We start from the raw sequence: 25,307 nt of genomic DNA, 5'->3' as shown, positions 1-25,307 counted from the left end.
TGGGACATGGATCGTTGTGCGCGGCACAAGCGACGCAAGGCGAGTTGGAAACAGGATCATGGCGGCAAGGGATGTGCTGACGAAGAACCAGCTGTGCGTGCTCGAGAAACTCGAGACCGCCAGCGGACCGCTCAGTGCCTACACCTTGCTCGACCAATTGCGCGAGCGCGGTTTTCGCGCGCCGCTCCAGGTCTATCGCGCGCTCGATACGCTGGTGAAGTCAGGTTTCGTGCATCGGCTCGAAAGCATCAACTCCTTCGTCGCCTGCGCCGAGCCGCACGACCACAGCCATTCGATGACCGCCTTCGCGATCTGCGACACATGCGGGCAGGTCACCGAAATGTCCGACCACGATGTCGGCCACCAGTTGGACGAATGGGTGCGCTCCACCGGCTTCGCCGCCAAGAAGGCGGTGATCGAATTTCGCGGGACGTGTGCCAAGTGCCTGGCCGAAGCGGCCTAAGGTGTGTTGATATTCAGGTGATGCCGGCCTGCAAATGGCTGATACCTGCGCTTCCCCGTTCTACCGCGTCGCGGTAGAACTGTGCTCACGTACGAAAAGTACGCTCCGCTCCGGTTCTCGGAATCCACCATTTTCGGCTCGGCCTGACATGAATCTCAACACACCTTGCGTTGGCGCTAATGCGCCTCGTCCCAGTTGTTCGCCGCCCGCGCGTCGACGTGCAGCGGCACCGACATCGAGACCGCCGGCATCGCCGCGTTCTCCATGACGTGACGCACGACCGGGATCGTTGCCTCGACTTCCGCCTCGACGGTCTCGAAGATCAATTCGTCATGCACCTGCAGCAGCATGCGTGCCGAAAGGCCTGCTTTTTCCAACGCCTCCTCCATGCGGATCATGGCACGGCGGATGATGTCGGCGGCGGTGCCTTGCAGGCGGGCGTTGATCGAGGCGCGCTCGTTGAAGGCGCGGAGCGAGGGATTGGACGATCTTATATCGGGGTAATGGATGCGGCGGCCGAAGATCGTTTCGACAAAGCCATGCTCGCGGGCATAGGCCTTGGTCTCCTCGATATAGTCTCGGATGCCGGGGAAGCGCTCGAAATATTTCTTGATGTAGTTGCCTGCCTCCTCGCGCGGGATCGACAGCTGGTTGGCGAGACCGAAGGCCGAGATGCCGTAGATGATGCCGAAATTGATCGCCTTGGCGCGGCGGCGGACTTCCGAAGGCATGCCTTCGACCGGCACGTTGAACATCTCCGACGCGGTGATGGCATGGATGTCGGCGCCGTCGGCGAAAGCCTGCCGCAATTGCGGGATTTCGGCGACATGGGCGAGCACCCGCAGCTCGATCTGGCTGTAGTCGGCCGAGACCAGGCGGTGGCTCTTGTCGGTGATGAAGGCGGTCCTGATCTTGCGGCCTTCGGCGGTGCGAACCGGGATGTTCTGCAGGTTCGGGTCGGAGGACGACAGCCGGCCCGTCGTCGTCGCGGCCAGCGCGTAGGACGTGTGGACGCGTTTGGTGTCGGGGTGGATGAAGCCCGGCAGCGCATCGGTATAGGTCGATTTCAGCTTGGTCAGCTGGCGCCAGTCGACGATATTGCGCGGCAGTTCGTGGCCTTCGGCAGCGAGATCTTCGAGAAGCTGCGCCGAGGTCGACCACTGGCCGGTCTTGGTCTTGGAACCGCCGGGCAGGCCCATGCGCCCGAACAGGATGTCGCCGAGCTGCTTTGGCGAGCCGATGTTGATGCGTTCGCCGATGAGCTGGTAGATTTCCTCTTCAAGGCGAGCGGCGCCCTGGGCCAGTTCGCCGGAGAGCCGCGACAGGATCTGCCGGTCGACCGAGATGCCGCGCTGTTCCATGCGCGCCAGCACCGGCACCAGCGGCCGCTCCAACCGCTCATAGACAGACACCAGGCCCTTGGCGGCAAGCCGCGGTTTCAGCACCAGCCAGAGCCGAAGCGTCACATCGGCGTCCTCAGCGGCATGAGCCGTCGCCTTGTCGATGTCGACCTGATCGAAACCGACGGAGCTTTTGCCCGAGCCGGTCACATCCTTGAGTTGGAGAGGGGTATGACCGAGCCACTTTTCGGCAAGCGCATCCATGCCATGACCATGGGGCGTGCCGGCATCGAGCACGTAGGAGATCAGCATGGTGTCGTCGAACGGCGCGACATCGATGCCGTAGCGGCTCATGATCACAAGATCGTATTTCAGATTCTGCGCCACCTTGAGAACCGATCGGTCTTCGAGCAGCGGTTTCAGCACGGCCAGCGCCTCGCGCAGCGGAATCTGGTTTTCGAGCGCGCCACCACCGAGCAGGTCGCCATTGCCGCTCATGTGGGCAAAAGGAATGTAGGCGGCGCGGCCGGGCGCTGTGGCGATGGCCATGCCGATGAGTTCGGCCTGCATCGGATCAGCCGATGTTGCCCGGACATCGAAGGCGGCGATGCCCGCCTCCCGTGCCTCGGCCACCCAGGCTTTCAGGGTCGAGACATCGCGAATGCAATGATAGGCAGAAATATCGATCTTGCCGGTGGCCGCGCGCTCCAGCCGCAGTGCCGCGAGCAGGGAAGGGGTATCGCCTTGTTTTGACGTCTCCGCCGTCCCGCCGGCTTCGTCCGGTTCAGTGCCGGACGCGTTTCGGGCAACCGGCGGCAACCCGGCCCCGACATCTGGGCCATGAGCATGATCGGCGCGTTCGACGGTGACCGCGACGGCCTGGACGTCGCCGGCCTCGGTGCTGGTCGCTTCCGCCACACGGCGGGTCAGTGACGTGAATTCCATGGTCTTGAGGAAACCGATCAGCTTCGGACCGTCCGGCGCGTGCAGCACGAAATCCTCCAGTCCCTCGGTCACCGGCACATCGTTCATCAGCGTCACCAACTGACGAGAAATGCGCGCCTTGTCGGCATTGGCGATGATCGATTCGCGCCTCTTGTCCTGCTTGATCTCGCCGGCCCGGGCCAGCAGCGTGTCGAGGTCACCGAACTGTTCGAGCAGTTGCGCCGCCGTCTTCGGCCCTATGCCGGGCACACCAGGCACATTGTCGACCGAATCGCCGGTCAGCGCCTGCAGATCGACCATCTTCTCCGGCGGCACGCCCCATTTTTCTATGACTTCCGGAATGCCGATCTGGCGGTCCTTCATCGGGTCGTACATGGCGACCGTATCGCCAACCAGCTGCATCAGGTCCTTGTCGGAGGAGATGATGGTGGTATCGCCGCCGGCTTCGCAGGCGAGCCTCGCATAGGTGGCGATCAGATCGTCGGCCTCGTAGCCTTCGATCTCGACGCAGGGCAGGTTGAACGCCCTAGTCGCCTGGCGGATCAGGCCGAATTGCGGGATCAGATCTTCCGGCGGTGCCGAGCGGTTGGCCTTGTATTCGGGGTAGAGGTCGTTGCGGAAGGTTTTCGACGAATAGTCGAAAATGACGGCGAAATGCGTTGGCACAATGCCTACATCGGTGTTGCGGGCGTCGAGCATCAGCTTCCACAGCATGTTGCAGAAGCCGGAAACGGCGCCCACCGGCAGGCCGTCGGATTTGCGGGTCAGCGGCGGCAGCGCGTGATAGGCACGGAAGATGTAGCCGGAGCCGTCGACAAGGAAGAGATGATCGCCTTTTTTCATGCCGGCAGGGATAGCGCGGCGCGGCGGCTTGGTCCATGCCAAAGGCAGCGTCGACTATCGGTTCCGGCAACACCCTGACAGATCGCCGTCACCCTGCTCACGCCTATGTTACAAAACTGTAATTTTCGTGCCCTTGAATCGCCACGTTCAGAGACCCAAATACACGTCATCGGCAGTTTTCGCCGAGTCCGGAGCAAGGCCCGTCCCCCGCCTATCCCGGACACCTGCGGCAGCCTATCCCCCCTCTCCGGGCTGCCGCATCGTTTCGAGTAGAAGGCCGCCGTGGTTCCCCCTCCACCACGGCGGTCTTTTTTATCCCAGACAGACGTTTGCAGCCCGTGGTCCAATGATCGCGGGCTTTTCGTTTTCCTGTCCTGCCTTTACGGTTCGGGTTCTGAATCGAAAGGCTTCACATATGTCCGCAATTTCCCCCGTCCTCGACCGTCTCGACAACAATCTCGACCAGAGCCTCGAGCGCCTGTTCGGCTTGCTCAAGATCAAGTCGATCTCCACCGATCCGGCCTTTGCCGCCGATTGCCGCAAGGCGGCGGAATGGCTGGTGGCCGAACTCAAGCTGATCGGCTTCGACGCCAGCGTTCGCGACACACCAGGCCACCCGATGGTGGTTGCGCACCATGACGGCCCGGCCGGTTCGCCGCATGTGCTGTTCTACGGCCATTATGACGTTCAGCCGGTCGATCCGATCGAATTGTGGGAAAGCGATCCGTTCGCGCCTGCTGTCAAGGAGGTCGGGCCGGATCACAAGGTGATCACCGGACGCGGGTCGGCCGACGACAAGGGCCAGTTGATGACCTTCGTCGAGGCTTGCCGCGCCTGGAAACAGGTGCACGGCAATCTGCCTTGCCGCATCACCATCCTGTTCGAGGGCGAAGAGGAGTCCGGCTCGCCCTCGTTGAAGCCGTTCCTCGAAGCCAATGCCGACGAACTCAAGGCCGATTTCGCGCTTGTCTGCGATACTGGCATGTGGGACCGCGACACGCCGTCGATCTGCGTCGGGCTGCGCGGGTTGGTCGGCGAGGAGATCACGGTGAAGGCGGCCGATCGCGACCTGCATTCCGGCCTCTATGGCGGTGCCGCCGCCAATCCGATCCGGATCCTGGCCAGGGTGCTGGCCGATATCCACGACAAGGACGGCCATATCACCATCCCCGGCTTCTATGACGGCGTCGAGGAAACACCGTCGCAGATCCTGAAATCATGGGAGACGCTCGGCGAGACCGCCGAGACGTTCCTGGGACCGGTCGGCCTGTCGATCCCGTCGGGCGAAAAGGGCCGCTCCGTGCTGGAGTTGACCTGGGCGCGGCCGACGGCCGAGTTCAACGGCATCATCGGCGGCTACACCGGCAAGGGCTTCAAGACGGTGATCGCGGCGGAAGCCTCGGCGAAGGTGTCGTTTCGCCTCGTGCACAAGCAGGATCCCAAGAAAATCCGGGCCGCGTTCCAGAAATTCGTCAAGGAGCGAATTCCGGCCGACTGTTCAGTCGAATTCCATCCGCATGGCGGCTCGCCGGCAATCCAGCTTTCCTACGACTCGCCCTTCCTGGCCAAGGCCAAGAATGCGCTGTCCGACGAATGGCCGAAGCCGGCGGTGACGACGGGCAGCGGCGGCTCCATTCCGGTTGTCGGCGATTTCCAGACCTATCTCGGTATGGAATCGCTGCTGGTCGGGTTCGGCCTCGACGACGACCGCATCCACTCGCCCAACGAGAAATACGAGCTCAGCTCCTTCCACAAGGGCCAGCGCTCCTGGGCGCGGATTCTCGATGCCTTGACGCGCTGAGCGGCGGAACCCCTGTTTTCCTGTTGATTTTTCAGCGGATCGCGGCGAGGACGAACCACAAGACAAAGCGCTGCAGCGTCCCTTGCGGGTCAGGGGACACTGTAGGGCTCGACCGGAGAAGACAATGGCCGATATCCGTTTCCACAAGCATGATCTGCCCGACCTCTGGCATTACAATGTCGGGGCAGTGGCCATCGACACCGAGACGCTCGGGCTCAATCCGCATCGTGACCGGCTGTGCGTGGTGCAGATTTCGCCCGGCGACGGCACGGCCGACGTCATCCAGATCGCGCCTGGCCAGAAGAAGGCGCCGAATCTCGTCAGCCTGCTGCGGAACCGTGGCGTAACCAAGCTGTTCCACTACGGACGCTTCGATCTTGCCGTGCTCTACAATGCGTTCGGCGTGATGCCGGAGCCGGTGTTCTGCACCAAGATCGCCTCGCGGCTGACCCGCACCTACACCGACCGCCACGGGCTGAAGGACATCTGCTTCGAGCTTCTCGGCGTCGGCCTGTCCAAGGCGCAGCAATCGTCGGACTGGGCGGCCGAGACGCTGTCGCCCGAACAGCTCGAATATGCCGCTTCCGACGTGCTCTATCTGCACCGTTTGCGCGATGTGCTCGCCGGACGCCTGGCGCGCGATGGGCGGACCAAGGAGGCCGATGCCTGCTTCCGCTTCCTGCCGACGCGTGCCAAGCTTGACCTGATGGGCTGGGACGAAGAGGATATCTTTGCCCACAGCTGACGGTCGTCCGGCCAGCACATCGCGCAGCCGGTACCGGCTGGAACCGGATGCGGGCTGCGGCGTTCTGTCGGCTCAGTTTGTCGGTGCAATTGGGGGATGATGACATGGCGGACAGAAAGCCGATTGTGACCGCGCCGACAGACGGCTCCAAGGTCTCCGTCACGTGGAAGGATAGCGACGGCGTGATCAACGAATCCATCGCGCAATATCGCGACGATGGCTGGTGGGTCTACACCGACAGTCACACACAAAAGAAGGTCGAGCCGACCAGCTGGCGCCCTGCCGCAAGCGACGATGACGACTAGAGCAGTTCACCGTTTCACGGAAACGGCGAGCTGCTCTAACTCTTTGTTTTGACGCAATTTTGGACGGAAAACCGCTTTACACTTTTCCTAGAATTGCTCTAGTGAGTGCGCCGCTGGTGAGGCTGGCCGCTTTCGAATAGCCTGAAGCCGTTGATATCGAGGCCGATTCGGAGCTTTCCGTTCCGCCGTCGCCCTCTTGCTCGGAGGAACTCTCTATGGGTGTCGAAAGCCTGCTCGTCTTCATCATCATCGGTGCCATCGCCGGCTGGCTCGCCGGTCTTATCGTTTCCGGTTTCGGCTTCGGCCTTATCGGCAACATCATCGTCGGCATCGTCGGCGCGTTCATCGCCGGCTGGCTGTTTCCGAGGATCGGATTTTCCATCGGCGGCGGCACTCTCGCCGCGATCATCCATGCCACCATCGGCGCCATTATCCTGCTGGTGCTGGTCAAGGTCCTGAAACGAGCCTGAGGCTCGACAACGCAAAGAGCGCGCCATGAAACAGAATACGCTCTATCTCGTCATTGGCGCGCTCGTCGTCGTGGTCATTGCGCTCGGCATCTACGTCTATCGCGAGCAGACCAAACCCAAGGGCGTCGAGCTCAAGATCGACGACAAGGGCATTTCGATCCAGCAGAACTGAGCCGTCGAACGGCACATGCAGGAGCACGACATGGTGGCTTCTGACGCTCCGGAAGACGTCGATCAGCCCAGAATTACCGTTGCGGAATGGGAGAGGCTGAACAGGCCGCCAAGACGCGAGGCGCTGCTGCGCTATCATTGGCGGGTGTTTCGCTTCCTGAGGACATCCGCGCCGGTCAGCGAATTGCAGGGGCGAGAGCAGGCTTTCCGCGATACGATCATAGCCACCGTAGCCTTCAACCGGCCCGAAATGATCGAATGGCAGATCCACCTGGTGCGCCGATACCTGGCCGAGCACGAGAGCTACATCGTCTTCGACAACAGCAAGAAGGACGAGGCGAGGCAAGCAATCCGCGATCTCTGCCGTCGCCAGCATGTCCCCTATGTCGCCTTGCCGAAGAACAGGCTGGTCGTCAGCAGATCGCACGGTCAAGCGCTCAACTGGATCGTGCGGAATTTCTTGCCTGGGTTCGGGCCGAAGCTTTTCGGCTTCATCGATCATGACATCTTTCCGACTGAGCCATTTTCGATCCGCGACCGGATGGAGGGCAAGAGCCTCTACGGCAGCGTGCGGCGCGATACGCCGACACCAGGCGGCTGGTTCCTGTGGCCCGGCTTCTGTTTTTTCCATGGAAGCCTGTTGCGGCGGCGGCTGGATTTCGCCCCGAGCTACAAGTTTCATATGGATTCCGGCGGCGGCAACTGGCCGGTGCTCTACAGGTCGATCGATCCGGCGCTGGTTCGGTTCGCCGAAAACAAATCGCTTCGCTTCGGCGCGGGACATGATCAATCCGAGGATTTTTTCATGGTGGTCGATGGCTGGCTGCACGTGACTAACGCCTCGAACTGGAGGCGACAGCAGGTTGACAGGAGCGAACACATTCTCGCGCTGTTGCGGCAAGCCGGCGGTCCCGACCAGCCGGATGTGAAGTTCGAGCCCATCTGAAATCAGGTCTGAGGCGGGTGGTGTTGACAGAAGACGCTGAGGGGCCTGTTGCATTGCGGCCTGAAATCCAGGGGCTGCGTGGCATAGCCGTTGCCCTGGTGGTGGTTTTCCACATCTGGCCCGGGGTTCTTCCTGGCGGGTATGTCGGGGTCGATGTGTTCTTCGTCATCTCGGGCTATCTCATCACCGGTCTGCTTGCCCGCATGGCGTTGCGCGATGGTCGCATCTCGCTGATGGCCTTTTATTCGCGGCGAGTGCGGCGACTGCTGCCGACTGCGATCCTGGCCCTTCTTGCCACGCTCGCAGGAACGCTGGTCTTCCTGTCCATGGCACGTTGGGAAGAGACGGCAATCCAGGTCTCTGCCAGTGCGCTCTATGTGCAGAACTGGCGGCTTGCCTGGCAGGCGGTCGACTATCTCGGCGCCGAGGAGGCGGCGAGCCCGGTGCAACATTACTGGTCTCTATCGATCGAGGAGCAGTTCTATATCGTCTGGCCATTGCTGATGGTGGCAGGCCTTTGGCTGGCGCGCCGTCTCGGGCGGCCAGCGAAAGACGTATTCCTCGTGGGGCTGACCGCGGTTTTTGCCGGATCGCTGATCAGCTCGGTTGTCATCACCCGGAGCGATCCGGCCGCCGCTTATTTCGTAACCCATACCCGTCTGTGGGAGCTGGCGCTCGGTGGCCTGCTGGCGCTGACGGTCCATCGGTTCAGGGCAGGGCTGCCATTGCGCGCCGCAATGGCGATGACCGGTATTGGCGCCATCGGGTTTTCAGCGCTTTTCTTTTCCGCCTCGACGTCATTTCCTGGCGCTCTTGCGTTGCTGCCGACCCTGGGGACGGTGCTCATCATTGCCGCCGGCGGCATCAAACTAGGCCGGTTTCGCGGGCTTGACGCCAGCATCCTTTGCTATGTCGGCGACCGGTCGTATTCGATCTACCTCTGGCATTGGCCGCTGGTTGTTTTCTATTCGGCGCATCGCCCCGCCGCCGGGCTCCTTGCAGGTGTCGTGCTGATCGCCCTGACGCTGGCAATCTCGGATCTGTCCTACCGATATGTCGAACAGCGCTACCGGCAGCCGCGGTCGGATACGGAACGGAAACCTCTGGCCTATGCCACTGCCGCCGTTGCCGTCTGCGTGATGGTGTCGGGTGGGCTCGGCTATGCGCTCGACAGGCAAGACGTCGATATCAGCCTGATCGGGACACCGAATTATCCAGGGCCGGCAGCGCTGCTTGCCAACGCTTCGGTTCCGCGCGACGTGCAACTGCTGCCATCCCTCGGCAAACTCAGGCGTGACGTACCGATCGTCTATCGACTGAAATGCCATCAGGAGCAGGACAGCACGCAAGCTGTGGGCTGCCAGCTCGGCGATCCCCAGGGAACCAGGACCATTGTCGTCGCAGGCGATTCACACGCAGCACAATGGATCCCGGCCATCGACAAGATTGCCAGGGACCGCAAGTGGAAACTGGTCACCTTCACCAAGGCTGCATGCCCTTTCACCCTTGCCGCTGTGACGGATGACGGTAAGCCGTATGAGGCCTGCGCAACATGGCGCGACAACGTTCTCGCCGAGATCAGGAAATTGCGGCCAGACCTGATGTTCACCAGCCAGTCTCGCTATTCCGACACACCGGAGCCGGCAATGATCGACGGTTTGCGCAGCATCTGGAGCGACTTGAACAGAACGGGCGTGCGCATTATCGCCATTCGGAACACGCCTTTCGTCAAGTTCGATCCCGGTGATTGCCTGACCGCCGATCCCGACAAATGCGTCAACGCGCGACAGGAGGTGGAGACGAGCGATGTCTTCGCCCTCGCCGCAGGGGCATTGCCAGGGGTCCGTGTCGTTGACATGAACGATGCCTTATGTGGCAAGGACAGCTGTTCGGCCGTGGTCGGCAACATCATCGTCTGGCGCGACTATCACCATATGACGGCCACCTATGCGCTGGCGCTGGCGCCCTATCTGGCGAAGGCGGCGGGTCTCTAGCGAGCATCAACATCGTTGACCAACGCCAGGGCCGGCAATCGAACACGACTTAACCCGCCTTTAAACCGCCGCATCTACTCTTCAACCCGAACGCCATAGGCATCGGGGATATCAAGCACAGCGCATGGCGAACCGCAGAGACAGTCGCATCGAACCCAGTTTCGAGGGGCCGCCGCAGGCGCGGTCCTCGGCGGGTCTTTCGGTGAACGAGGAGGATCGCGTCGTGCCGAGCAATCGCAAAGCCTCCGCAAAACGCAAGCCGGCCAAAGGGAAATCGTCGCGGGCCAAGCGCGGCAGAAGCCGGCGCGGCCTGTTCGGTGTGCTCGGCCGGCTGTTCTACTGGTGCTTCGTGTTCGCCATCTGGGGCGGCATCGCGGTGGCCGGCATCGTCGTCTACTATGGCGCCAAGATGCCGGCGGCGACGACCTGGTCGATTCCCGACCGCGCCCCCAACATCAAGATCGTCTCTGCCGACGGCCAATTGCTCGCCAATCGCGGCATGAGCGGCGGCGAGGCCGTCGGCCTGCATGAAATGTCGCCCTATATCCCGGAAGCCGTCATCGCCATCGAGGACCGGCGCTTCTACTCGCATTTCGGCATCGACCCGATCGGTCTGTCGCGCGCCATGGTCACCAACGTGCTGGGCGGGCGTTTCTCGCAGGGCGGTTCGACGCTGACCCAGCAATTGGCGAAGAACCTGTTCCTGACACCCGACCGCACGCTGGAACGCAAGGTGCAGGAAGTGCTGCTGGCGCTGTGGCTGGAGCACAAGCACACCAAGGACCAGATCCTCGAAATGTACCTGAATCGGGTGTATTTCGGTTCCGGCGCCTATGGCGTCGAGGCCGCCTCGCGCCGCTATTTCGGCAAGAGCGCGCGCGACGTCACCCTGTCGGAAGCCGCATTGCTTGCCGGCCTGTTGAAGGCGCCGTCGCGGCTGTCCCCGGCACGCGATCCGAAGGCCGCCGAGGAACGCTCGCAACTGGTGCTTGCCGCCATGCGTGACGAGGGAAAGATCAGCGCCAAGGAAATGACCTCGGCAATGAGCGCGCCGGCAACGCGCGCGCCGTCCTACTGGACCGGCTCGGAGAATTATGTCGCCGACACCATCATGGAGGAATTGCCCGACCTGATCGGCGATGTGCGCGGCGACATCGTCATCGACAGCACCGTCGACCTCAACCTGCAAAAGCTCGCCGAACAGTCGATCCGCAGACTGATCGACGAGAGCGGCAAGAAGCTCAACGTCACACAGGGCGCGCTGGTGTCGATCGACGATTCCGGTGCGGTGCGTGCCATGGTCGGCGGCTACGACTATTCGACGAGCCAGTTCGACCGTGCTTCGGAGGCACGTCGCCAGCCGGGCTCGGCGTTCAAGCCGTTCGTCTATATGGCCGCGCTCGAAGCCGGTCGCACGCCCGACAGCATCCGCAACGATGCGCCGATCAAGATCGGCAATTGGACACCCGACAATTACGGCGGCAAGTATTTCGGCAAGGTGACGCTGGCCACCGCGCTGGCCAAGTCGCTGAACTCGGTGGCGGCGCAACTGACCATGGAGGTCGGGCCGAACGCGGTTGTCGAGGCGGCGCACCGCATGGGCATCCAGTCCGACCTGATAGCCAACACCTCGATCGCGCTCGGCACTTCGGAAGTGACGCCGCTGGAGCTGACCTCGGCCTATGTCCCCTTTGCCAATGGCGGCTACAAGCCGGACATCCATTTCATCCGGCGCGTGACGACCACCGAGGGCAAAGTGCTTTACGACAGCGGCGGCGGCAGCGCGCCGCGCGTCGTCAAGCCTGAGATCGTCGGCATGATGAACTCGATGATGACGGGCACGGTTGAGATCGGCACTGCCCGGAAAGCGGCTTTCGCCTGGCCATCGGCCGGCAAGACCGGCACCAGTCAAAATTCGCGCGACGCCTGGTTCGTCGGCTACACCGCCAACCTCACCACTGGTGTGTGGTTCGGCAATGATGATGGCAGCGCGATGAAGAAGGTCACCGGCGGCGCACTGCCGGCGCAGGCCTGGCACGAGTTCATGGTTGCGGCCCACGAAGGTGTGCCGGTGCGGCCGCTGCCCGGCACCTGGAAATCGACGCCGGCCGACACAATCATCCCCGACGAGATACCCGCGGCGAACAACACGGCGCCGGTTCCGTCGACGTCGGTCGGTCAGCAGGCACCAGCGCGGCCAGCAGCGCCGGTTGCCCAAGCGCCGGTCCGCGCGGCCCGTCCCGCCCAAACGGTCGATGCCGACGGCCCTTCCATGCCGGAGGATGACGGCGCCACCGCATCGATCAAGCACCCGGTGCCGCCAGGCGACGTCGGCGGTCCGCGCAAAAAGCGGCAGACCTCGATCCTCGACCTCCTTGGCGGCTGATCCGATCCGCTAATTCCGTGGCTTGGCGCTGCCCAACTTCTTGCTGTCAAAGGTCAGTTGTCGCTGTGAATCTTGCCATCGCTGATGGTGAGGTGCTTGGCGCAGGAAAGCGCGCCGGACGACTTTGTCACCAAATCATACATCAGCAGCGCCTGATGATCGTCTCCGAAGGCCGCGATCATGCGCACACCGGTCACATCCTGTGATAGTTTGGTCAGGCCCTCGAGATAGGGTTTCTTGCCGGTCGATTGCTGCATCGGCCCATCAAAGACGACGTCGTCGGCGACCAGGGATGCTGCCTTTTCGAGGTCGTGGCTTGTCCACGCCTTGGTGAAGGCGGTGGCTATGTCGAGGGGTGCTGTCTGTGTCATGGCTCTGTCCCGATTGATTGATTCAGAACCCCGCGCCCTTTCCGCATTCACGGACCAACGGCGAGCGGGCCCGCCAGTTCCCTCATCGAGGCGAATGGTGACATTTCGGCCTCTCGCCACCTCGGCGGCGTTCGGCTACATCTGCCGGTCGGAGACCTTGAAATGACTGAGCTCGACACCCGAAAGACCATCGTGCTGACCGGCGCCAGCCGCGGCATTGGCCACGCCACCGTCAAGCGTTTTTCGCGCGAGGGCTGGCGCGTCATCACCTGCTCCAGGCAGGCTTTCGCCGAGGATTGCCCGTGGCCGGCCGGGCCGGAAGACCACATCAAGGTCGATCTCGCCGATCAGGAGGATGTCGGCATCGCCGTCTCCGAAATCCGCCACCGGCTGGAGGCGCATGGCGGCCAGTTGCATGCGCTGGTCAACAATGCCGGCATTTCGCCGAAGCTCAAGGACGGCAACAGCCGCATGGATTCGATCGACACGCCGATGCATGTCTGGCGCGACGTGTTCCAGGTCAATTTCTTCGCGCCGATCATGCTGGCGCGCGGCCTGTTCAAGGAGCTGGCGGCGGCCAAGGGCTCGATTGTCAACGTAACCTCGATCGCCGGAACCCGCGTGCATCCCTTCGCCGGCACGGCCTACGCGACATCGAAGGCGGCGCTCGGCTCGCTGACGCGCGAGATGGCACATGATTTCGGCCCGCACGGCATCCGCGTCAATGCCATTGCGCCCGGCGAGATCGACACCGCGATCCTGTCGCCGGGCACTGACAAGATCGTCGAGACCATTCCTCTCAGGCGCCTTGGCACCACGGCCGAAGTCGCCGACATCATCTTCTTCCTGTGTTCGCAGCAGGCGTCCTATGTGACGGGCTCGGAAATTCACATCAATGGCGGCCAGCACGTGTGACAAAACAGGATGCTCATCCTGTTATGGTGAGAACGGCCTTGCCGCTGAAGCTGCGCTGTCGCAGTGCGTCCAGCGCTTGGGCGATGTCTGTCCATGGCACGGTCAAGGCCACACGTGTTTCGAGCCGGCCGGCTGCGACCAGAGCGAGCAGCGAGGCGATGTCCTCGCCAATGCCTGGACCGGACGTGTAGTACGCGAAAGTCTGAAGCCTCGCCCCTTCGTGATCCGGAACGAACTGGCGAAATCCAATGGGCGTCAGTTCGCCACTGCTCGAACCGAACATGACGATGGTCCCGCCAGGTGCGACGCGCTCGATCGCGTGAGCGAGGCTTTTGCCGCCCACCGACTCCGTGATCAGCGAAAACGGCCCCTCGGCCAGCTCGATTGCTTCGACAATCTGCCTGGCTCCCAGATCGCGGAGATCGTCGGCATGCCGGGCGGCGGCGACAGCGGTCACGAATCCGCCCTGATGGCGGGCGAGCTGGATCTGGAAACGACCGACCGCACCGCTTGCGCCGGTGATCAAGACCTGCTGGCCGGCGAGGTCCCCGCCATGGCGTAGAGTCCTCAGCGCCGTCGTACCGGCGACAGGAAGCGTGGCTGCGGAAACGAAGCTGACGTCATCCGGCAGGGCGGCGAGACGGTCGGTTGGGACTGCGATGCGTTCGGTCCAACCAGCCTCGTCGACCAACGCGACAACCCGGGCGCCGACGGTTGGCCCGGAACCATCGGCTGCTCTTCGTTCGACAATCCCCGCAATGTCCTGGCCGGGTATCCAGCCCTTGGGGCGTATGGCAAGCAGGCGCAGTTCGCCGCGATTCAACGAAGTCGCGTGGACCGAGACAAGCGCTTCATTCGAGGCCGGTTGAGGCTCGGCGACGTCGGCGAGCCTCAACCCGGTCGCGCTTTCGGGAGAGATGACCAGGGCGAGCATGGCGTACCTTGTTGCTGGCTTGTCGGTGCCAGCTTGCGTTGGAAAGCACGGCAAGCTGAGTACCCACGTAGGTAGCGAGCCATACCGGCGATGGCGCGCAGCGTCACGAGATCAACCCTGCGCGAACCGGAGCCTATCGACTTCCGCGGTTAAAGAATTTAGCTATCATGGCGTTTCATCGCTAATAGCAGTCAATCATGAGACGGCCCCTCAGCTACCCCTGGCTTGATCTCGATGTGGATGACCCTTCCGCGTTGGCGATTGCCGTGCGCGTCGACATCCCCGACACCCGAGCGGAAGTCCCCGCCCACCGGCACCGCAAAGGCCAGCTCGTCTTCGCGCTCGGCGGCGGCGTCACATGCCGCGTTCCAAGCGGTCTATGGATGGTGCCGCCGCATTGCGGGGTGTGGATCCCCGGCGGCATGGAGCACAGCAATGTCGCAACCGCCAACGCCCGGATTTTTTTCGTCTACATAGAGCCGGGAGCGGCCGACCTGCCGGAGCGGTGCTGCACGCTTTCGATCTCGCCACTGCTGCGCGAATTGATCATCGAGCTTTCCGATCGGTTGCAGGACGACGAGGCGAGGGGCGAACTCTTGACCAAAATGCTGCTCACCGAATTGCCACGCATGCCTGTCCAGCAATTGCACCTGCCGATCTCATCCGAGCCGCGCTTGAACAGGATCGCCGAGGCGTTGGCGCAAGACCCTGCCGACCGCAGCACGCTGGCGGACTGGGCCAAGCGCATGGCGCTCAGCGAGAGCAGCCTCGCCCGCCTTGTGACAAAGGAGACAGGGCTGAGTTTCGGGCGCTGGCGCCAGCAATTGCACTTGATTGTTGCAATTCGGGAACTGGCTTCCGGCAAGAGTGTCCAGCAAGTCTCGGGCGATCTCGGCTATGGTTCGGTCACGGCCTTCATCACCATGTTCAAGAAGGCGCTTGGGAAGCCGCCGGCCAAATACCTCAGTGGTATCGCGCAAAATGGCGGCTCTGCATTCGTGGCGTAATGCTCACTTGAAGGCTGGGTCGAGCCGATCGCGTTGCCAGCGCGCGAGAGTGCAGCTTGGGCTTGGGACTCAGGCCACCGATGGCTCGGCGGTTTCGCGCCTCAACTCCGGTTTGGAACCGAGAACTTCTTCCACAATCCCGCGCGCAATCTCGCGTTCACCCATGATCACGGTATCGGCGCCCAAACCCTTGAGATGTTCGACCTCGGCATCCGAATGGGCCCGGGCGATGACGTTGATACCGGGATTAGCGGCGCGGGCTCGGAGCACGATCTGACCGGCTTCGAAGGCATTGGGGATGGCAAGGATCAGCCGGCTGGCGCCTTCGGGGTTGGCGGCGGCAAACACTTCGGCATTGGCCGCATTGCCGGCGACGGTCTCGATGCTGTCCGCTTTCAGCCTCGCCAGCGTCTTGTCGGCGTCCTCGATGACCAGGAAGGGCAGTGCCGCGTCTTTCAGCGCCGAGCCGACCAGGCCACCGACACGGCCGTAGCCGATGAGGATGGCATGGCCGGTGAGTGCCGTCTTTGGCGGCGGCCCGTCCTCCCTTTTCGCCGTTGTCGCGACAGAGGCCACCTGGCCCGGCTCCGTCGCCGGACCAACCGGTTTTGCTTCGACCGGCGGTGCCGTCCTGGCGGCGCGCCGTTCCAGCCACGGCTTCATCCAGTCGATGGCCAGGAACATCAGCGGGTTGAGGACGATCGACAGGATGGCGCCGGCCAGAATGAGGTCGCGACCTTGTTCGGGCAACAGTTTCAGCCCGACGCCGAGCTCGGCCAGGATGAAGGAGAATTCGCCGATCTGGGCAAGGCTTGCCGAAATCATCAATGCGGTGGCCAGGGGATAGCCGAAGGCAACGACGATGACGAACGCCGCCAGCGATTTGCCGATGACGATGATGGCCAGCGTTGCCAGGATCGGCCAGCCATTGCTGATCAGGCTGAACGGGTCGAACAGCATGCCGACCGAGACGAAGAACAACACGGAAAAGGCATCGCGCAGCGGCAAGGATTCTTCGGCGGCACGGTGACTGAGTTCGGATTCGCTCATGATCATGCCGGCGAAGAATGCGCCCAGCGCCAGTGAGACCCCAAACAGTTTGGCCGCGCCAAAGGCGACGCCGAGCGCTATGGCAAGCACCGCCAGCCGGAAGAGCTCGCGCGAGCCGGTGTGGGCGACATAGTGCAGGATCCAGGGGATGACCCGGCGGCCGACCACCAGCATGACGACGACGAAGGCGGCGACCTTGGCCAGCGTGATGCCGACGACGCCCCAGATGCCGTAGCTGGCCGGCAGCGACAGCAGCCCGCTCGCATGGGCGTCGGTCTGCTCCTGGCCGCCGAGCACGCCGGCCAGCGCCGGCAGCAGCACCAGCGCCAGCACCATGGCCAGGTCCTCGACGATCAGCCAGCCGACAGCGATGCGGCCGCGCTCGGTCTCAATCATCCGCCGCTCTTGCAGAGCGCGCAGCAGCACGACCGTCGAGGCGACCGATAGTGCCAGGCCGAACACCAGTCCCGCGCCCATCGACCAGCCGAGCATCCACGACAACCCGGCACCGAGTGCGGTGGCAAAGCCGATCTGGACGACGGCGCCCGGCACGGCTATGGCGCGCACCGACAGAAGATCCTTCAACGAGAAGTGCAACCCTACGCCGAACATCAGGAGGATGACCCCGATTTCGGCCAGTTCGTTGGCAAGGCCGGCATCGGCGACGAAGCCAGGCGTGTTCGGCCCGACCAGCACGCCGGCTACGAGATAACCGACCAGCGGCGGGATACGGAAGCGGTTGGCGAGAGCCCCGAAGATGAAAGCCAGCCCCAGACCGGCGACGATGGTGGCGATAAGGGGCGTGTCATGCGGCATTGTCTATGGAGCGCCTTTCAAAAACAGCGATGTTGGATGAGCGCCGCCCAAAGCCGCCGCCTGTTTGGCAATATGGTGGATGGTATGTCGGCGATGCAACCCGCGAATCCGTGAAATCGACGGCGCTGCCGCAAAAATTTGACCGGCAGCTGAGAAGCTGCCGGCCGGATCGGAATTTGTGCGGTGCTATTCGTCTCGATCCGTCAGGGCCGATCGACAATGATCAGCCTGCCCGCAGCAGGGCCTCGATTTCCGGTATGGCATGGTTGGTCAATGTCTTGGGAATTTCGGCGGTCACCTTGTCCTCGACCTCCTTGTGCAGCTTTTTGCGCATTGTCCCAAGCACCACCGGCGGTGCGACGAGCACGATCTCGTTGAATTCGCCGTCATGCGCGAGCTTGTAGAGCCGGGCGGCGATTTCATCGGCGAAACGCTCCTTGCCGATGCGGTGCCAGTCCGTATCCTGGACTGCGCTGCGGTGTACGGAGGGACCATCATTGTACCGGCCCGGGCTGTCGCTGCCTTGCTCGCGGGTGGGCGGGTTGTCCTGCTGTATTTCCTGCACCACCTCGAGATTCGGATATTTGTTGTCGCCGGCGTTCCTGAGGAAAAGCGCCTTCTCGCCATCGGCCACCATGACCCAGATACCGTGCTTGAGTATGATTGTGTTCATGATGACAGGCTCCTTTTCAGCCGCGTGGTGGCCTTTCGTGGCGTTCCGCAGCCGGGGTTTCGATCCGATATGACAGGCCTTTTGAGAACGCGCCCCGAGCCACTAATGTTCCAGTCGGCCGCCGCGTCAGCGTTGAACATTCTGGCTATCCAGAGTTCGCGGCTTTAATCTACTAATTTGGTAGAATTTAGAAAAAACAGTTTTGCGGCTTTTCTCCCCGGGCGCTAAAAGACCCGGAAAACAAGGCCTGCGACAGCAGCTTGAATCCGCTCCATCTGCAAACGAGAAATATTTTTCTCTTGGCTGGGATGCTTTCAGAAAAGCAATTGCATCCCGACAAGGGATGCGCGAGTGCGTTCCTTCTGGTTTCTCGCGCCCGCGCGTAGAACTGCAAGCTCATTCAGGATTCCGCTCGCGTCCATGTCGCACACTGCTCCCAAGCTCAGCGCCTTCCCCGTGTTCATGCGGGTCGAGGGCGAAGCCGTGGCCATCGTTGGCGGCGGCGAAGAGGCACTGGCCAAGGCGCGGCTGATCGGACAGTCGAGCGCGGTCCTGCGGATCATCGCGGAACACGCCGAGCCCGACCTGCTCGCCTTCATCGCCCAGGCCGGCGCGAGCCATTTTGCCGCCGCTTACGACGCATCGCAGCTCGAAGGCGCGATCATGGTGTTTGCCGCCAGCGGCGACGAGGAACTCGACCGTCGGGTGGCTGCGGATGCGCGCCGCCTAGGCATTCCGGTCAATGCCGTCGACCGGCCTGAGCTTTGCGATTTCTTCACCCCGGCGCTGGTCAACCGCGCGCCGGTCGCCATCGCCATCGGCACCGAAGGTGCAGGCCCGGTGCTTGCCCAGATGTTGCGCGGCCGCATCGACCGCATGCTGTCGCCGTCGCTCGGGCCGCTGGCAATTCTTGCGGCGTCGTTTCGCGGGGCTGCCGAGAAGCTGCTGCCGAAAGGCAATGCCCGCCGCCGCTTCTGGAATGATTTCTTCTCTGGCGCTCCTGCGCGCGCGGCCGAAGCCGGCCAGCTTTCGCAGGCGCATGACGCTGCCGTCGATCTTCTGCTGTCGGACACGCCCGCTTGCGGTCACATCGCGCTGGTTGGCGCCGGTCCGGGCGCCGAGGATCTTTTGACCTTGCGGGCCCATCGTCTGCTGATGGAAGCCGATGTCATCGTCCATGACGCGCTGGTGCCCGAGGCGGTCGTTGCCATGGGGCGCCGCGATGCCGAGCGCCTGCCGGTCGGAAAGCGTAAGGGCTGCCACACCAAGAGCCAGGCTGAGATCAATGCGCTGCTGGTCGAGCTTGGCCGTGAAGGCAAGCGTGTCGTGCGGCTGAAGTCAGGCGATCCGCTGGTGTTCGGCCGGGCGGGCGAAGAGATGGCCGCACTTCGTGATGCCGGCATCGCCTATGAGGTGGTTCCGGGTGTCACCGCGGCCTTTGCCGCCGCCGCCGATTTCGAACTGCCGCTGACCTTGCGCGGTGTCTCCTCGTCGATGGTGTTCACCACCGGCCACGACCTCAAGGGCAATTCGCTGCCCGACTGGGCCAAGCTCGCCATTTCCGGCGCCACCGTCGCCGTTTATATGGGCCGCTCGGTGGCCGCCGAGGTTGCCGGACGGCTGATCGAGGCCGGTCTGTCGCCGGACACCGCGGTGGCCGTGGTCGAGAATGCCAGCCTCGCCAACCGGCGTCGCTTCCACGGCACGCTTGCCGACCTGCCGTCGCTGGAAGCGCGCGCCGATCTTTCCGGCCCGGTCATGACCATCATCGGCGATGCGGTCGCCGGCGCCAACTTTGAGCGATCCGAGCCGCTGGCGGCACACAGGCATGAAGGTGCGTCCAGTTCGATCGCCGAAGGAGTTCAGCAATGAAGATACTGACCGCCAACCGCCTCACCGACGGCATTGCCGTCTGGTACGCCGACGGCGGCTGGGCCGAGACGGTGGACCATGCTGACCTCGCCCACGACAAGGCAGCCGAGGACAGGCTCGAGGCGATCGGCGCCAAGGCCTATGCCGCCAACGAAGTGGTCGACGTCAATTTGATCGACGCTGAAGTCGTCAACGGTGTCGTCCAACCGGTGCGGCTGCGCGAGAAGATCCGCGCCGCCGGCCCGACCATCCGCAACGATCTCGGCAAGCAGGCTGCGCGGGCAGCATAACCAAGACACCAGGCATGGGCGGACGCGCCCTGAAAGACCAAGCATGTACCGTTACGATGAGTTCGACCACGATTTTGTCCAGGCCCGCGTCGCCGAGTTCAGCGACCAGGTGCAGCGTCGTCTTGCCGGCGAGATCACCGAGGACCAGTTTCGCCCATTGAGGCTGATGAACGGCGTCTATCTTCAACTGCATGCCTACATGCTGCGCATCGCGGTGCCTTACGGCACGCTGAACGGCAAGCAGTTGCGCATGCTTGGTCACATCGCCCGCAAATACGACAAGGGCTATGGCCATTTCACCACCCGCCAGAACATCCAGTTCAACTGGCCGGCGCTGTCGGACATTCCGGCGATCCTGGCGGATCTCGCGAGCGTTGAGATGCATGCCATCCAGACCAGCGGCAATTGCATTCGCAACGTCACCGCCGATCACTTCGCCGGCGCTGCCGCCGACGAGGTCGCCGATCCGCGTCCCTACGCGGAAATCCTGCGGCAGTGGTCGTCGGTGCATCCGGAATTCTCGTTCCTGCCGCGCAAGTTCAAGATCGCGGTGACGGGTGCCGAGCGCGACCGCGCCGCCATTCAGACCCACGACATCGGCCTGCACCTGAAGAAGAACGCCGCCGGCGAACTCGGTTTCGCCGTCTATATCGGCGGCGGCCAGGGCCGCACGCCGATGGTTGCCCGCAAGATCCGCGACTTCCTGCCGGAAGCCGACCTTCTGTCCTACTGCACGGCGATCCTGCGCGTTTACAACCTCTATGGCCGCCGCGACAACAAGTACAAGGCGCGCATCAAGATCCTCGTCCATGAGACCGGCGTCGAGGAGATCACCCGCCAGGTCGAGGCCGAGTGGCAGGAGTTGAAGGACGCCGAGCTGAAGCTGCCGGAAGCCGACATCCGCGCCATCGAGGCCTATTTCGCGCCACCGGTGCTCGCCGGACGGCCGGAAGGCGACCAAGCGGTCAAGCTGGCGCGGCTCGATTCCAAGGGGTTCTCGGAGTGGCTCGATCAGAATGTCGTGACGCACCGCCATCCCGACTATGCGGCGGTGACGATCTCGCTGAAGGGCATCGGCGAGGTGCCCGGCGACGCCTCGGACAGCCAGATGGAAGCAATCGCCGACATCGCCGAGAAATATGGCTTTGACGAACTGCGCGTCAGCCATGAGCAGAACCTGATCCTGCCGCATGTGGCCCGCGCCGACCTCAAGGCGGTCTATGATGCGCTGGTCGGCATCGGCCTGGCGACGGCCAATTCCAATTTGATATCGGACATCATCGCTTGCCCGGGCCTCGACTACTGTGCGCTGGCCACGGCGCGCTCGATCCCGATCGCGCAGGAAATCTCGCGCCGCTTCGCCTCGCTTGAGCGGCAGCGCGAGATCGGCGAACTGAAGCTGAAGATCTCCGGCTGCATCAACGCCTGCGGTCATCACCATGTCGGCCATATCGGCATCCTCGGGGTCGAGAAGAAGGGCTCTGAGCTCTATCAGGTGACGCTGGGCGGCTCGGCCGACGAAAACACCTCGGTCGGCGAGATCATCGGCCGCGGCTTCTCGTCGGAAGAGATCACCGACGCCATCGAGCAGATCGTCGAGACCTATCTCGGCCTCCGGCTCGACCCGCAAGAGAAATTCATCGACGCCTACCGCCGAGTCGGTCCCGCGCCGTTCAAGGAGGCGCTCTATGCTGGCGAAGCCAAGGCCGCTTGACCGTATCGGAGACGTCGATGACGGTATCGCCGCCAAAGCGGCGGGGCTCGATGCGCTCTATGGTCATCTGAAGCCGATCGAGATCATCGAACGCTCGGCCCGCGAACTGTTCCTCGACGAGATCGCGGCGGTGTCGTCGTTCGGCGCGGATTCGGCTGTGCTGCTGCACATGATCGCCAAGATCGACCGGACGCTGCCGGTCATTTTCCTCGACACCGGCAAGCATTTCGAGGAGACGCTCGGCTATCGCGACGCGCTCGCCGCCGATTTCGGGCTGACCAACATAAGGGTGATCAAACCCGAGGAAGCAGCACTCGAACGGATCGATCCGACGGGCAATCTGCATCAGAGCAACACCGACGCCTGCTGCGACGTGCGCAAGGTGGAGCCGCTGGCGCGCGGTGTCGCGCCATTTCGTGCCTGGCTCACCGGCCGCAAGCGTTTTCAGGCCGCGACGCGGGCGGCGCTGCCGGTGTTCGAGGCGGTCGGTCCGCGCATCCGCATCAATCCGCTGGCGCATTGGACGACATCGGACCAGGCGGACTACATGCGCGCGCATGCGCTGCGCGAAAATCCGCTGGTCGCCTATGGCTATCTGTCGATCGGCTGCTTCCCGTGCACGCAGCCGGTGCAGCCGGGCGAGGACGCGCGCAGCGGCCGCTGGGCCGGTCACGCCAAGACCGAGTGCGGCATTCACCTGTCGGGGCTGGAGAAGTCGCTGACCGACGCATCCCTTTAGGATATGCTGATATTCAGGTGAGGCTGGCCTGCAAACGGCAGCTTCCTGCGCTTCCGGTGCTCACGTACTTCAAGTACGCTCCGCTCCGGTTCTCGGAAGCTGCCATTTTCGACTCAGCCTGACCTGAATCTCAACACATCCTTGGTTCGTTTGACTATTTAGGAACTTTTTGATGACTGAACCGACGACACCGGAGACCCGACTCTGGACCCCTGCGGGTTTTCACGACGATGAGTGGACGCATGCCGAAAGCGCCGATGCGCTGTCCGGCAACGGCCGCTTCATCCTGCCGTTGCAAGTCTTCCTCGATCTGGATCCGGAGGTGCGCCGCTCGGCCAAGGAACGGCTCGGCGTCCTGCTGCAGCCTGGTGATCAGCTCGAGAAGATTGCCGACCTGCTCGACCAGCTGTCGCTGGTGGCATTGGCCTTCCCGGCCTTCAGCGACGGCCGCTCCTTCTCCAAGGGAGAACTGCTGCGCGGCCGCTACCATTTCGAAGGTGCCGTTCGCGCCACGGGCCAGGTGCTGGTGGACCAACTGCCGCATATGCTGCGGCTGGGCTTCGACGAGTTCGAGATTTCCAATGCGGTGCTGTTGAAGCGCCTGGAGGAGGGCCGCACCGGCGGATTGGGGCTCTACTACCAGCCAGCCGCCGTGCCGGAACCAAAAGGCCCGAAATACTCCTGGCGACGCGTTCGCAGCAGCTGACGTTGCGGTAATTCCGCGCGTCTTTACATCAGCCGTGTTCAGGCCTTCTCTTGATCATCCGGATGGAAAATCCGTGGAACGATCGGGGAGGGGTCTTCATGCGTTACGACTATGTCATAGCCGGCGGTGGGTCCGCCGGCTGTGCGCTTGCCGCGCGGCTTTCGGAAGATCCATCGAAAACGGTCTGCCTGATCGAAGCTGGCGGCGAGGGCAGGGATATGCTGATCCGTGCTCCGGCTGGCATTATCGGCATGCTTTCCGGCCGGCCCAGGATCAACAACTGGGCCTTCGAAACCGTGCCGCAGCAAGGTCTTGGCGGCCGCAAGGGCTACCAGCCGCGCGGCAAGGCGCTGGGCGGCTCCAGCGCCATCAATGCAATGCTCTATGTCAGGGGCCATCACAGCGACTATGACGAATGGGCAAATCTGGGCTGCGAGGGCTGGTCGTGGGATGAGGTTCTGCCCTATTTCCGGCGCGCCGAGGGCAATGAGCGCGGCACTGATGCCTTGCATGGCGGGGACGGCCCGCTGAAAGTGTCGAACCAGCGCTCGCCGAGGCCGATCGCCAAGGCCTTCATAGAGGCTTGTGCCGAAAACCAGATTCGCGCCTCGGACGATTTCAACGGACCGGAACAAGAGGGCGCCGGCTATTTCCAGGTGACCCAGTTTGCCGGTGGCGCCCGTAATGGCGAGCGCTGTTCGACTGCCGCCGCCTATCTCCATCCGGTGATGCAGCGGACCAATCTGACCGTGATCACGCGGGCGCACGCCACAGGCATCGTCCTTGCCGGCAAGCGCGCCACCGGCATCCGCTACCGGACGCGCAAAGGCGAGGCAGTGGCACAGGCGTCGCGCGAGGTGATCCTCTGCGGTGGTGCCTTCGGTTCGCCGCAGCTTCTGTTGCTGTCGGGTATCGGCCCGGCGGCCGAACTTGCCGTGCATGGCGTTCCCGTCGTCCACGAATTGCCGGGCGTCGGCAAGAACCTGCAGGACCACCTCGATTTTATCGTCGGCTGGAGATCGAAGGACACCGATATGCTCGGTATGAGCCCGCGCGGCGCGTGGGGTTTCCTCAGGCACATCGCGCAGTGGCGGCGGGATGGAACCGGGCTGATCGCCTCGCCGTCGGCCGAGAGCGGCGCTTTCGTCAAATCCGACCCGGCGCTTGAGCGCCCTGACCTGCAGCTGCAATTCGTCATCGGCCTGGTCGAAAACCATGCGCGCACGCTGCACTACGGCTTCGGCTTTTCCTGTCATGTCTGCATATTGCGGCCGCACTCGCGTGGCGAGGTTGGGCTGGCCAGCGCCGATCCACTTGCCGCGCCACGCATCGATCCGCGCTTTCTCGGTGACCAGCGCGATGCGGAACTGCTGCTGAAAGGCGTGAGGATCACCCGGCAGGTGCTGGCTTCGCCGGCGCTGACGCGCTACCGGCACAAGGAAATGCACATCGCCGGCGAGCCGAGCGATGCCGATCTGATGACCCATATCCGTACCCGCGCCGACACGGTCTATCACCCGGTCGGCTCCTGTCGGATGGGGGTCGACGAGATGGCGGTGGTCGATCCGCAACTCAAGGTGCGCGGGCTTGAAGCCTTGCGTGTCGTGGACGCCTCGGTGATGCCGACACTGATTGGTGGCAACACCAATGCCCCAACCATCATGATCGCCGAAAAGGCCGCCGACATGATCAGGGCTGCCTGATCGGAGCTCCAGGCCGCGGCGCCCATGGCGCGGCGGTCTTTTTGTTGTGACGCAATTGCCCAGGGAAAACGCTACGCGTTTTCCCTGGAAAACCGTTCACACTTCTCC

At 63.1% G+C, this 25,307-nt stretch carries 22 protein-coding genes; 17 read left to right on the top strand and 5 right to left on the bottom strand.

The window, feature by feature from the left end:
• The first annotated feature begins 58 nt into the window (after positions 1-58).
• The gene (locus tag AC0L24_RS07630) at positions 59-463 is read left to right on the top strand and encodes a Fur family transcriptional regulator (protein ID WP_109658718.1); all 405 of its coding nucleotides are present in this window, start codon (positions 59-61) and stop codon (positions 461-463) included.
• 176 nt (positions 464-639) lie between these two features.
• Here AC0L24_RS07630 and polA read toward each other — a convergent pair whose 3' ends face one another.
• Positions 640-3,591 (bottom strand): DNA polymerase I, encoded by a 2,952-nt coding sequence (gene polA / locus AC0L24_RS07625; RefSeq protein WP_473563632.1) that lies wholly within the window; start codon positions 3,589-3,591, stop codon positions 640-642.
• A 415-nt stretch (positions 3,592-4,006) separates the two neighbouring features.
• Here polA and AC0L24_RS07620 point away from each other — a divergent pair, with 415 nt between their 5' ends.
• The 8 genes from AC0L24_RS07620 to AC0L24_RS07585 all read left to right on the top strand — a co-directional run bounded on the left by AC0L24_RS07620 (position 4,007) and on the right by AC0L24_RS07585 (position 12,409).
• Positions 4,007-5,392 carry a M20/M25/M40 family metallo-hydrolase gene (locus tag AC0L24_RS07620; RefSeq protein WP_128288043.1) on the top strand — a complete coding sequence of 462 codons (1,386 nt, stop codon included), beginning with the start codon at positions 4,007-4,009 and terminating at the stop codon, positions 5,390-5,392.
• Between the two features lie 124 nt (positions 5,393-5,516).
• Positions 5,517-6,137, top strand: coding sequence for a ribonuclease D (locus AC0L24_RS07615; RefSeq protein WP_473563614.1), 621 nt, complete (start codon positions 5,517-5,519; stop codon positions 6,135-6,137).
• 104 nt (positions 6,138-6,241) lie between these two features.
• Positions 6,242-6,442: a hypothetical protein gene (locus tag AC0L24_RS07610; RefSeq protein WP_473563613.1), complete on the top strand. Its 201-nt coding sequence runs from the start codon at positions 6,242-6,244 to the stop codon at positions 6,440-6,442.
• A 215-nt stretch (positions 6,443-6,657) separates the two neighbouring features.
• Positions 6,658-6,912, top strand: coding sequence for a GlsB/YeaQ/YmgE family stress response membrane protein (locus AC0L24_RS07605; RefSeq protein WP_013529551.1), 255 nt, complete (start codon positions 6,658-6,660; stop codon positions 6,910-6,912).
• A 25-nt stretch (positions 6,913-6,937) separates the two neighbouring features.
• Positions 6,938-7,084 (top strand): hypothetical protein, encoded by a 147-nt coding sequence (locus tag AC0L24_RS07600; RefSeq protein ID WP_013529552.1) that lies wholly within the window; start codon positions 6,938-6,940, stop codon positions 7,082-7,084.
• Between the two features lie 30 nt (positions 7,085-7,114).
• Complete coding sequence (locus AC0L24_RS07595; protein WP_473563612.1) at positions 7,115-8,029, top strand: hypothetical protein; 915 nt, start codon at positions 7,115-7,117, stop codon at positions 8,027-8,029.
• Positions 8,030-8,052: 23 nt separating this feature from the next.
• On the top strand, positions 8,053-10,023 hold the full coding sequence (locus AC0L24_RS07590; RefSeq protein ID WP_473563611.1) for an acyltransferase family protein: 1,971 nt from the start codon (positions 8,053-8,055) through the stop codon (positions 10,021-10,023).
• A gap of 124 nt (positions 10,024-10,147) precedes the next feature.
• On the top strand, positions 10,148-12,409 hold the full coding sequence (locus tag AC0L24_RS07585) for a transglycosylase domain-containing protein (protein ID WP_473563610.1): 2,262 nt from the start codon (positions 10,148-10,150) through the stop codon (positions 12,407-12,409).
• A 53-nt stretch (positions 12,410-12,462) separates the two neighbouring features.
• Here the strand turns inward: AC0L24_RS07585 and AC0L24_RS07580 are convergent, their stop codons facing one another.
• Complete coding sequence (locus tag AC0L24_RS07580) at positions 12,463-12,780, bottom strand: nuclear transport factor 2 family protein (protein WP_473563609.1); 318 nt, start codon at positions 12,778-12,780, stop codon at positions 12,463-12,465.
• A gap of 162 nt (positions 12,781-12,942) precedes the next feature.
• Between AC0L24_RS07580 and AC0L24_RS07575 the strand changes: the two genes are divergently transcribed.
• Complete coding sequence (locus AC0L24_RS07575) at positions 12,943-13,695, top strand: SDR family NAD(P)-dependent oxidoreductase (RefSeq protein WP_023812510.1); 753 nt, start codon at positions 12,943-12,945, stop codon at positions 13,693-13,695.
• Positions 13,696-13,708: 13 nt separating this feature from the next.
• Here AC0L24_RS07575 and AC0L24_RS07570 read toward each other — a convergent pair whose 3' ends face one another.
• Positions 13,709-14,629 (bottom strand): zinc-binding dehydrogenase, encoded by a 921-nt coding sequence (locus AC0L24_RS07570; RefSeq protein ID WP_292334071.1) that lies wholly within the window; start codon positions 14,627-14,629, stop codon positions 13,709-13,711.
• 197 nt (positions 14,630-14,826) lie between these two features.
• Between AC0L24_RS07570 and AC0L24_RS07565 the strand changes: the two genes are divergently transcribed.
• Complete coding sequence (locus AC0L24_RS07565; protein ID WP_127271895.1) at positions 14,827-15,636, top strand: AraC family transcriptional regulator; 810 nt, start codon at positions 14,827-14,829, stop codon at positions 15,634-15,636.
• 69 nt (positions 15,637-15,705) lie between these two features.
• Here AC0L24_RS07565 and AC0L24_RS07560 read toward each other — a convergent pair whose 3' ends face one another.
• Positions 15,706-17,502: a cation:proton antiporter domain-containing protein gene (locus AC0L24_RS07560; RefSeq protein WP_473563608.1), complete on the bottom strand. Its 1,797-nt coding sequence runs from the start codon at positions 17,500-17,502 to the stop codon at positions 15,706-15,708.
• A 223-nt stretch (positions 17,503-17,725) separates the two neighbouring features.
• The gene (locus tag AC0L24_RS07555; RefSeq protein ID WP_127809303.1) at positions 17,726-18,175 is read right to left on the bottom strand and encodes a baeRF12 domain-containing protein; all 450 of its coding nucleotides are present in this window, start codon (positions 18,173-18,175) and stop codon (positions 17,726-17,728) included.
• Between the two features lie 420 nt (positions 18,176-18,595).
• Here AC0L24_RS07555 and cysG point away from each other — a divergent pair, with 420 nt between their 5' ends.
• The 6 genes from cysG to AC0L24_RS07525 all read left to right on the top strand — a co-directional run bounded on the left by cysG (position 18,596) and on the right by AC0L24_RS07525 (position 25,199).
• Positions 18,596-20,047 (top strand): siroheme synthase CysG, encoded by a 1,452-nt coding sequence (cysG, locus tag AC0L24_RS07550; protein ID WP_127809304.1) that lies wholly within the window; start codon positions 18,596-18,598, stop codon positions 20,045-20,047.
• Positions 20,044-20,337 carry a DUF2849 domain-containing protein gene (locus AC0L24_RS07545; protein ID WP_027037731.1) on the top strand — a complete coding sequence of 98 codons (294 nt, stop codon included), beginning with the start codon at positions 20,044-20,046 and terminating at the stop codon, positions 20,335-20,337. Before cysG ends, AC0L24_RS07545 begins: the two co-directional genes overlap by 4 nt.
• Positions 20,338-20,380: 43 nt before the next feature.
• Positions 20,381-22,051: a nitrite/sulfite reductase gene (locus tag AC0L24_RS07540; RefSeq protein WP_127272508.1), complete on the top strand. Its 1,671-nt coding sequence runs from the start codon at positions 20,381-20,383 to the stop codon at positions 22,049-22,051.
• The gene (locus AC0L24_RS07535; protein ID WP_127272509.1) at positions 22,026-22,790 is read left to right on the top strand and encodes a phosphoadenylyl-sulfate reductase; all 765 of its coding nucleotides are present in this window, start codon (positions 22,026-22,028) and stop codon (positions 22,788-22,790) included. The genes AC0L24_RS07540 and AC0L24_RS07535 overlap by 26 nt, the downstream gene beginning before the upstream one ends.
• A gap of 172 nt (positions 22,791-22,962) precedes the next feature.
• Positions 22,963-23,496, top strand: a complete 534-nt coding sequence (locus AC0L24_RS07530) for a DUF934 domain-containing protein (protein ID WP_127809305.1) — start codon at positions 22,963-22,965, stop codon at positions 23,494-23,496.
• Positions 23,497-23,594: 98 nt separating this feature from the next.
• Complete coding sequence (locus AC0L24_RS07525) at positions 23,595-25,199, top strand: GMC family oxidoreductase (protein WP_127809306.1); 1,605 nt, start codon at positions 23,595-23,597, stop codon at positions 25,197-25,199.
• Positions 25,200-25,307: the final 108 nt, after the last annotated feature.

Source organism: Mesorhizobium sp. WSM4809 (assembly GCF_055811655.1).
The sequence above is the reverse complement of the archived record's forward strand: the minus strand, read 5'-3'. Positions and strand labels throughout refer to the sequence as shown.

Bases quoted from the DNA above. Each gene is read 5' to 3' on its own strand.
- AC0L24_RS07600 (WP_013529552.1), top strand. From the start codon at position 6,938: ATGAAACAGAATACGCTCTATCTCGTCATTGGCGCGCTCGTCGTCGTG.
- AC0L24_RS07580 (WP_473563609.1), bottom strand. From the start codon at position 12,780: ATGACACAGACAGCACCCCTCGACATAGCCACCGCCTTCACCAAGGCG.
- AC0L24_RS07560 (WP_473563608.1), bottom strand. From the start codon at position 17,502: ATGCCGCATGACACGCCCCTTATCGCCACCATCGTCGCCGGTCTGGGG.
- cysG (WP_127809304.1), top strand. From the start codon at position 18,596: ATGTCGCACACTGCTCCCAAGCTCAGCGCCTTCCCCGTGTTCATGCGG.
- AC0L24_RS07630 (WP_109658718.1), top strand. From the start codon at position 59: ATGGCGGCAAGGGATGTGCTGACGAAGAACCAGCTGTGCGTGCTCGAG.
- AC0L24_RS07530 (WP_127809305.1), top strand. From the start codon at position 22,963: ATGACTGAACCGACGACACCGGAGACCCGACTCTGGACCCCTGCGGGT.
- AC0L24_RS07525 (WP_127809306.1), top strand. From the start codon at position 23,595: ATGCGTTACGACTATGTCATAGCCGGCGGTGGGTCCGCCGGCTGTGCG.
- AC0L24_RS07610 (WP_473563613.1), top strand. From the start codon at position 6,242: ATGGCGGACAGAAAGCCGATTGTGACCGCGCCGACAGACGGCTCCAAG.
- AC0L24_RS07585 (WP_473563610.1), top strand. From the start codon at position 10,148: ATGGCGAACCGCAGAGACAGTCGCATCGAACCCAGTTTCGAGGGGCCG.
- AC0L24_RS07540 (WP_127272508.1), top strand. From the start codon at position 20,381: ATGTACCGTTACGATGAGTTCGACCACGATTTTGTCCAGGCCCGCGTC.
- AC0L24_RS07545 (WP_027037731.1), top strand. From the start codon at position 20,044: ATGAAGATACTGACCGCCAACCGCCTCACCGACGGCATTGCCGTCTGG.
- AC0L24_RS07565 (WP_127271895.1), top strand. From the start codon at position 14,827: ATGAGACGGCCCCTCAGCTACCCCTGGCTTGATCTCGATGTGGATGAC.
- AC0L24_RS07575 (WP_023812510.1), top strand. From the start codon at position 12,943: ATGACTGAGCTCGACACCCGAAAGACCATCGTGCTGACCGGCGCCAGC.
- AC0L24_RS07605 (WP_013529551.1), top strand. From the start codon at position 6,658: ATGGGTGTCGAAAGCCTGCTCGTCTTCATCATCATCGGTGCCATCGCC.
- AC0L24_RS07615 (WP_473563614.1), top strand. From the start codon at position 5,517: ATGGCCGATATCCGTTTCCACAAGCATGATCTGCCCGACCTCTGGCAT.
- AC0L24_RS07595 (WP_473563612.1), top strand. From the start codon at position 7,115: ATGGTGGCTTCTGACGCTCCGGAAGACGTCGATCAGCCCAGAATTACC.
- polA (WP_473563632.1), bottom strand. From the start codon at position 3,591: ATGAAAAAAGGCGATCATCTCTTCCTTGTCGACGGCTCCGGCTACATC.
- AC0L24_RS07555 (WP_127809303.1), bottom strand. From the start codon at position 18,175: ATGAACACAATCATACTCAAGCACGGTATCTGGGTCATGGTGGCCGAT.
- AC0L24_RS07535 (WP_127272509.1), top strand. From the start codon at position 22,026: ATGCTGGCGAAGCCAAGGCCGCTTGACCGTATCGGAGACGTCGATGAC.
- AC0L24_RS07620 (WP_128288043.1), top strand. From the start codon at position 4,007: ATGTCCGCAATTTCCCCCGTCCTCGACCGTCTCGACAACAATCTCGAC.
- AC0L24_RS07570 (WP_292334071.1), bottom strand. From the start codon at position 14,629: ATGCTCGCCCTGGTCATCTCTCCCGAAAGCGCGACCGGGTTGAGGCTC.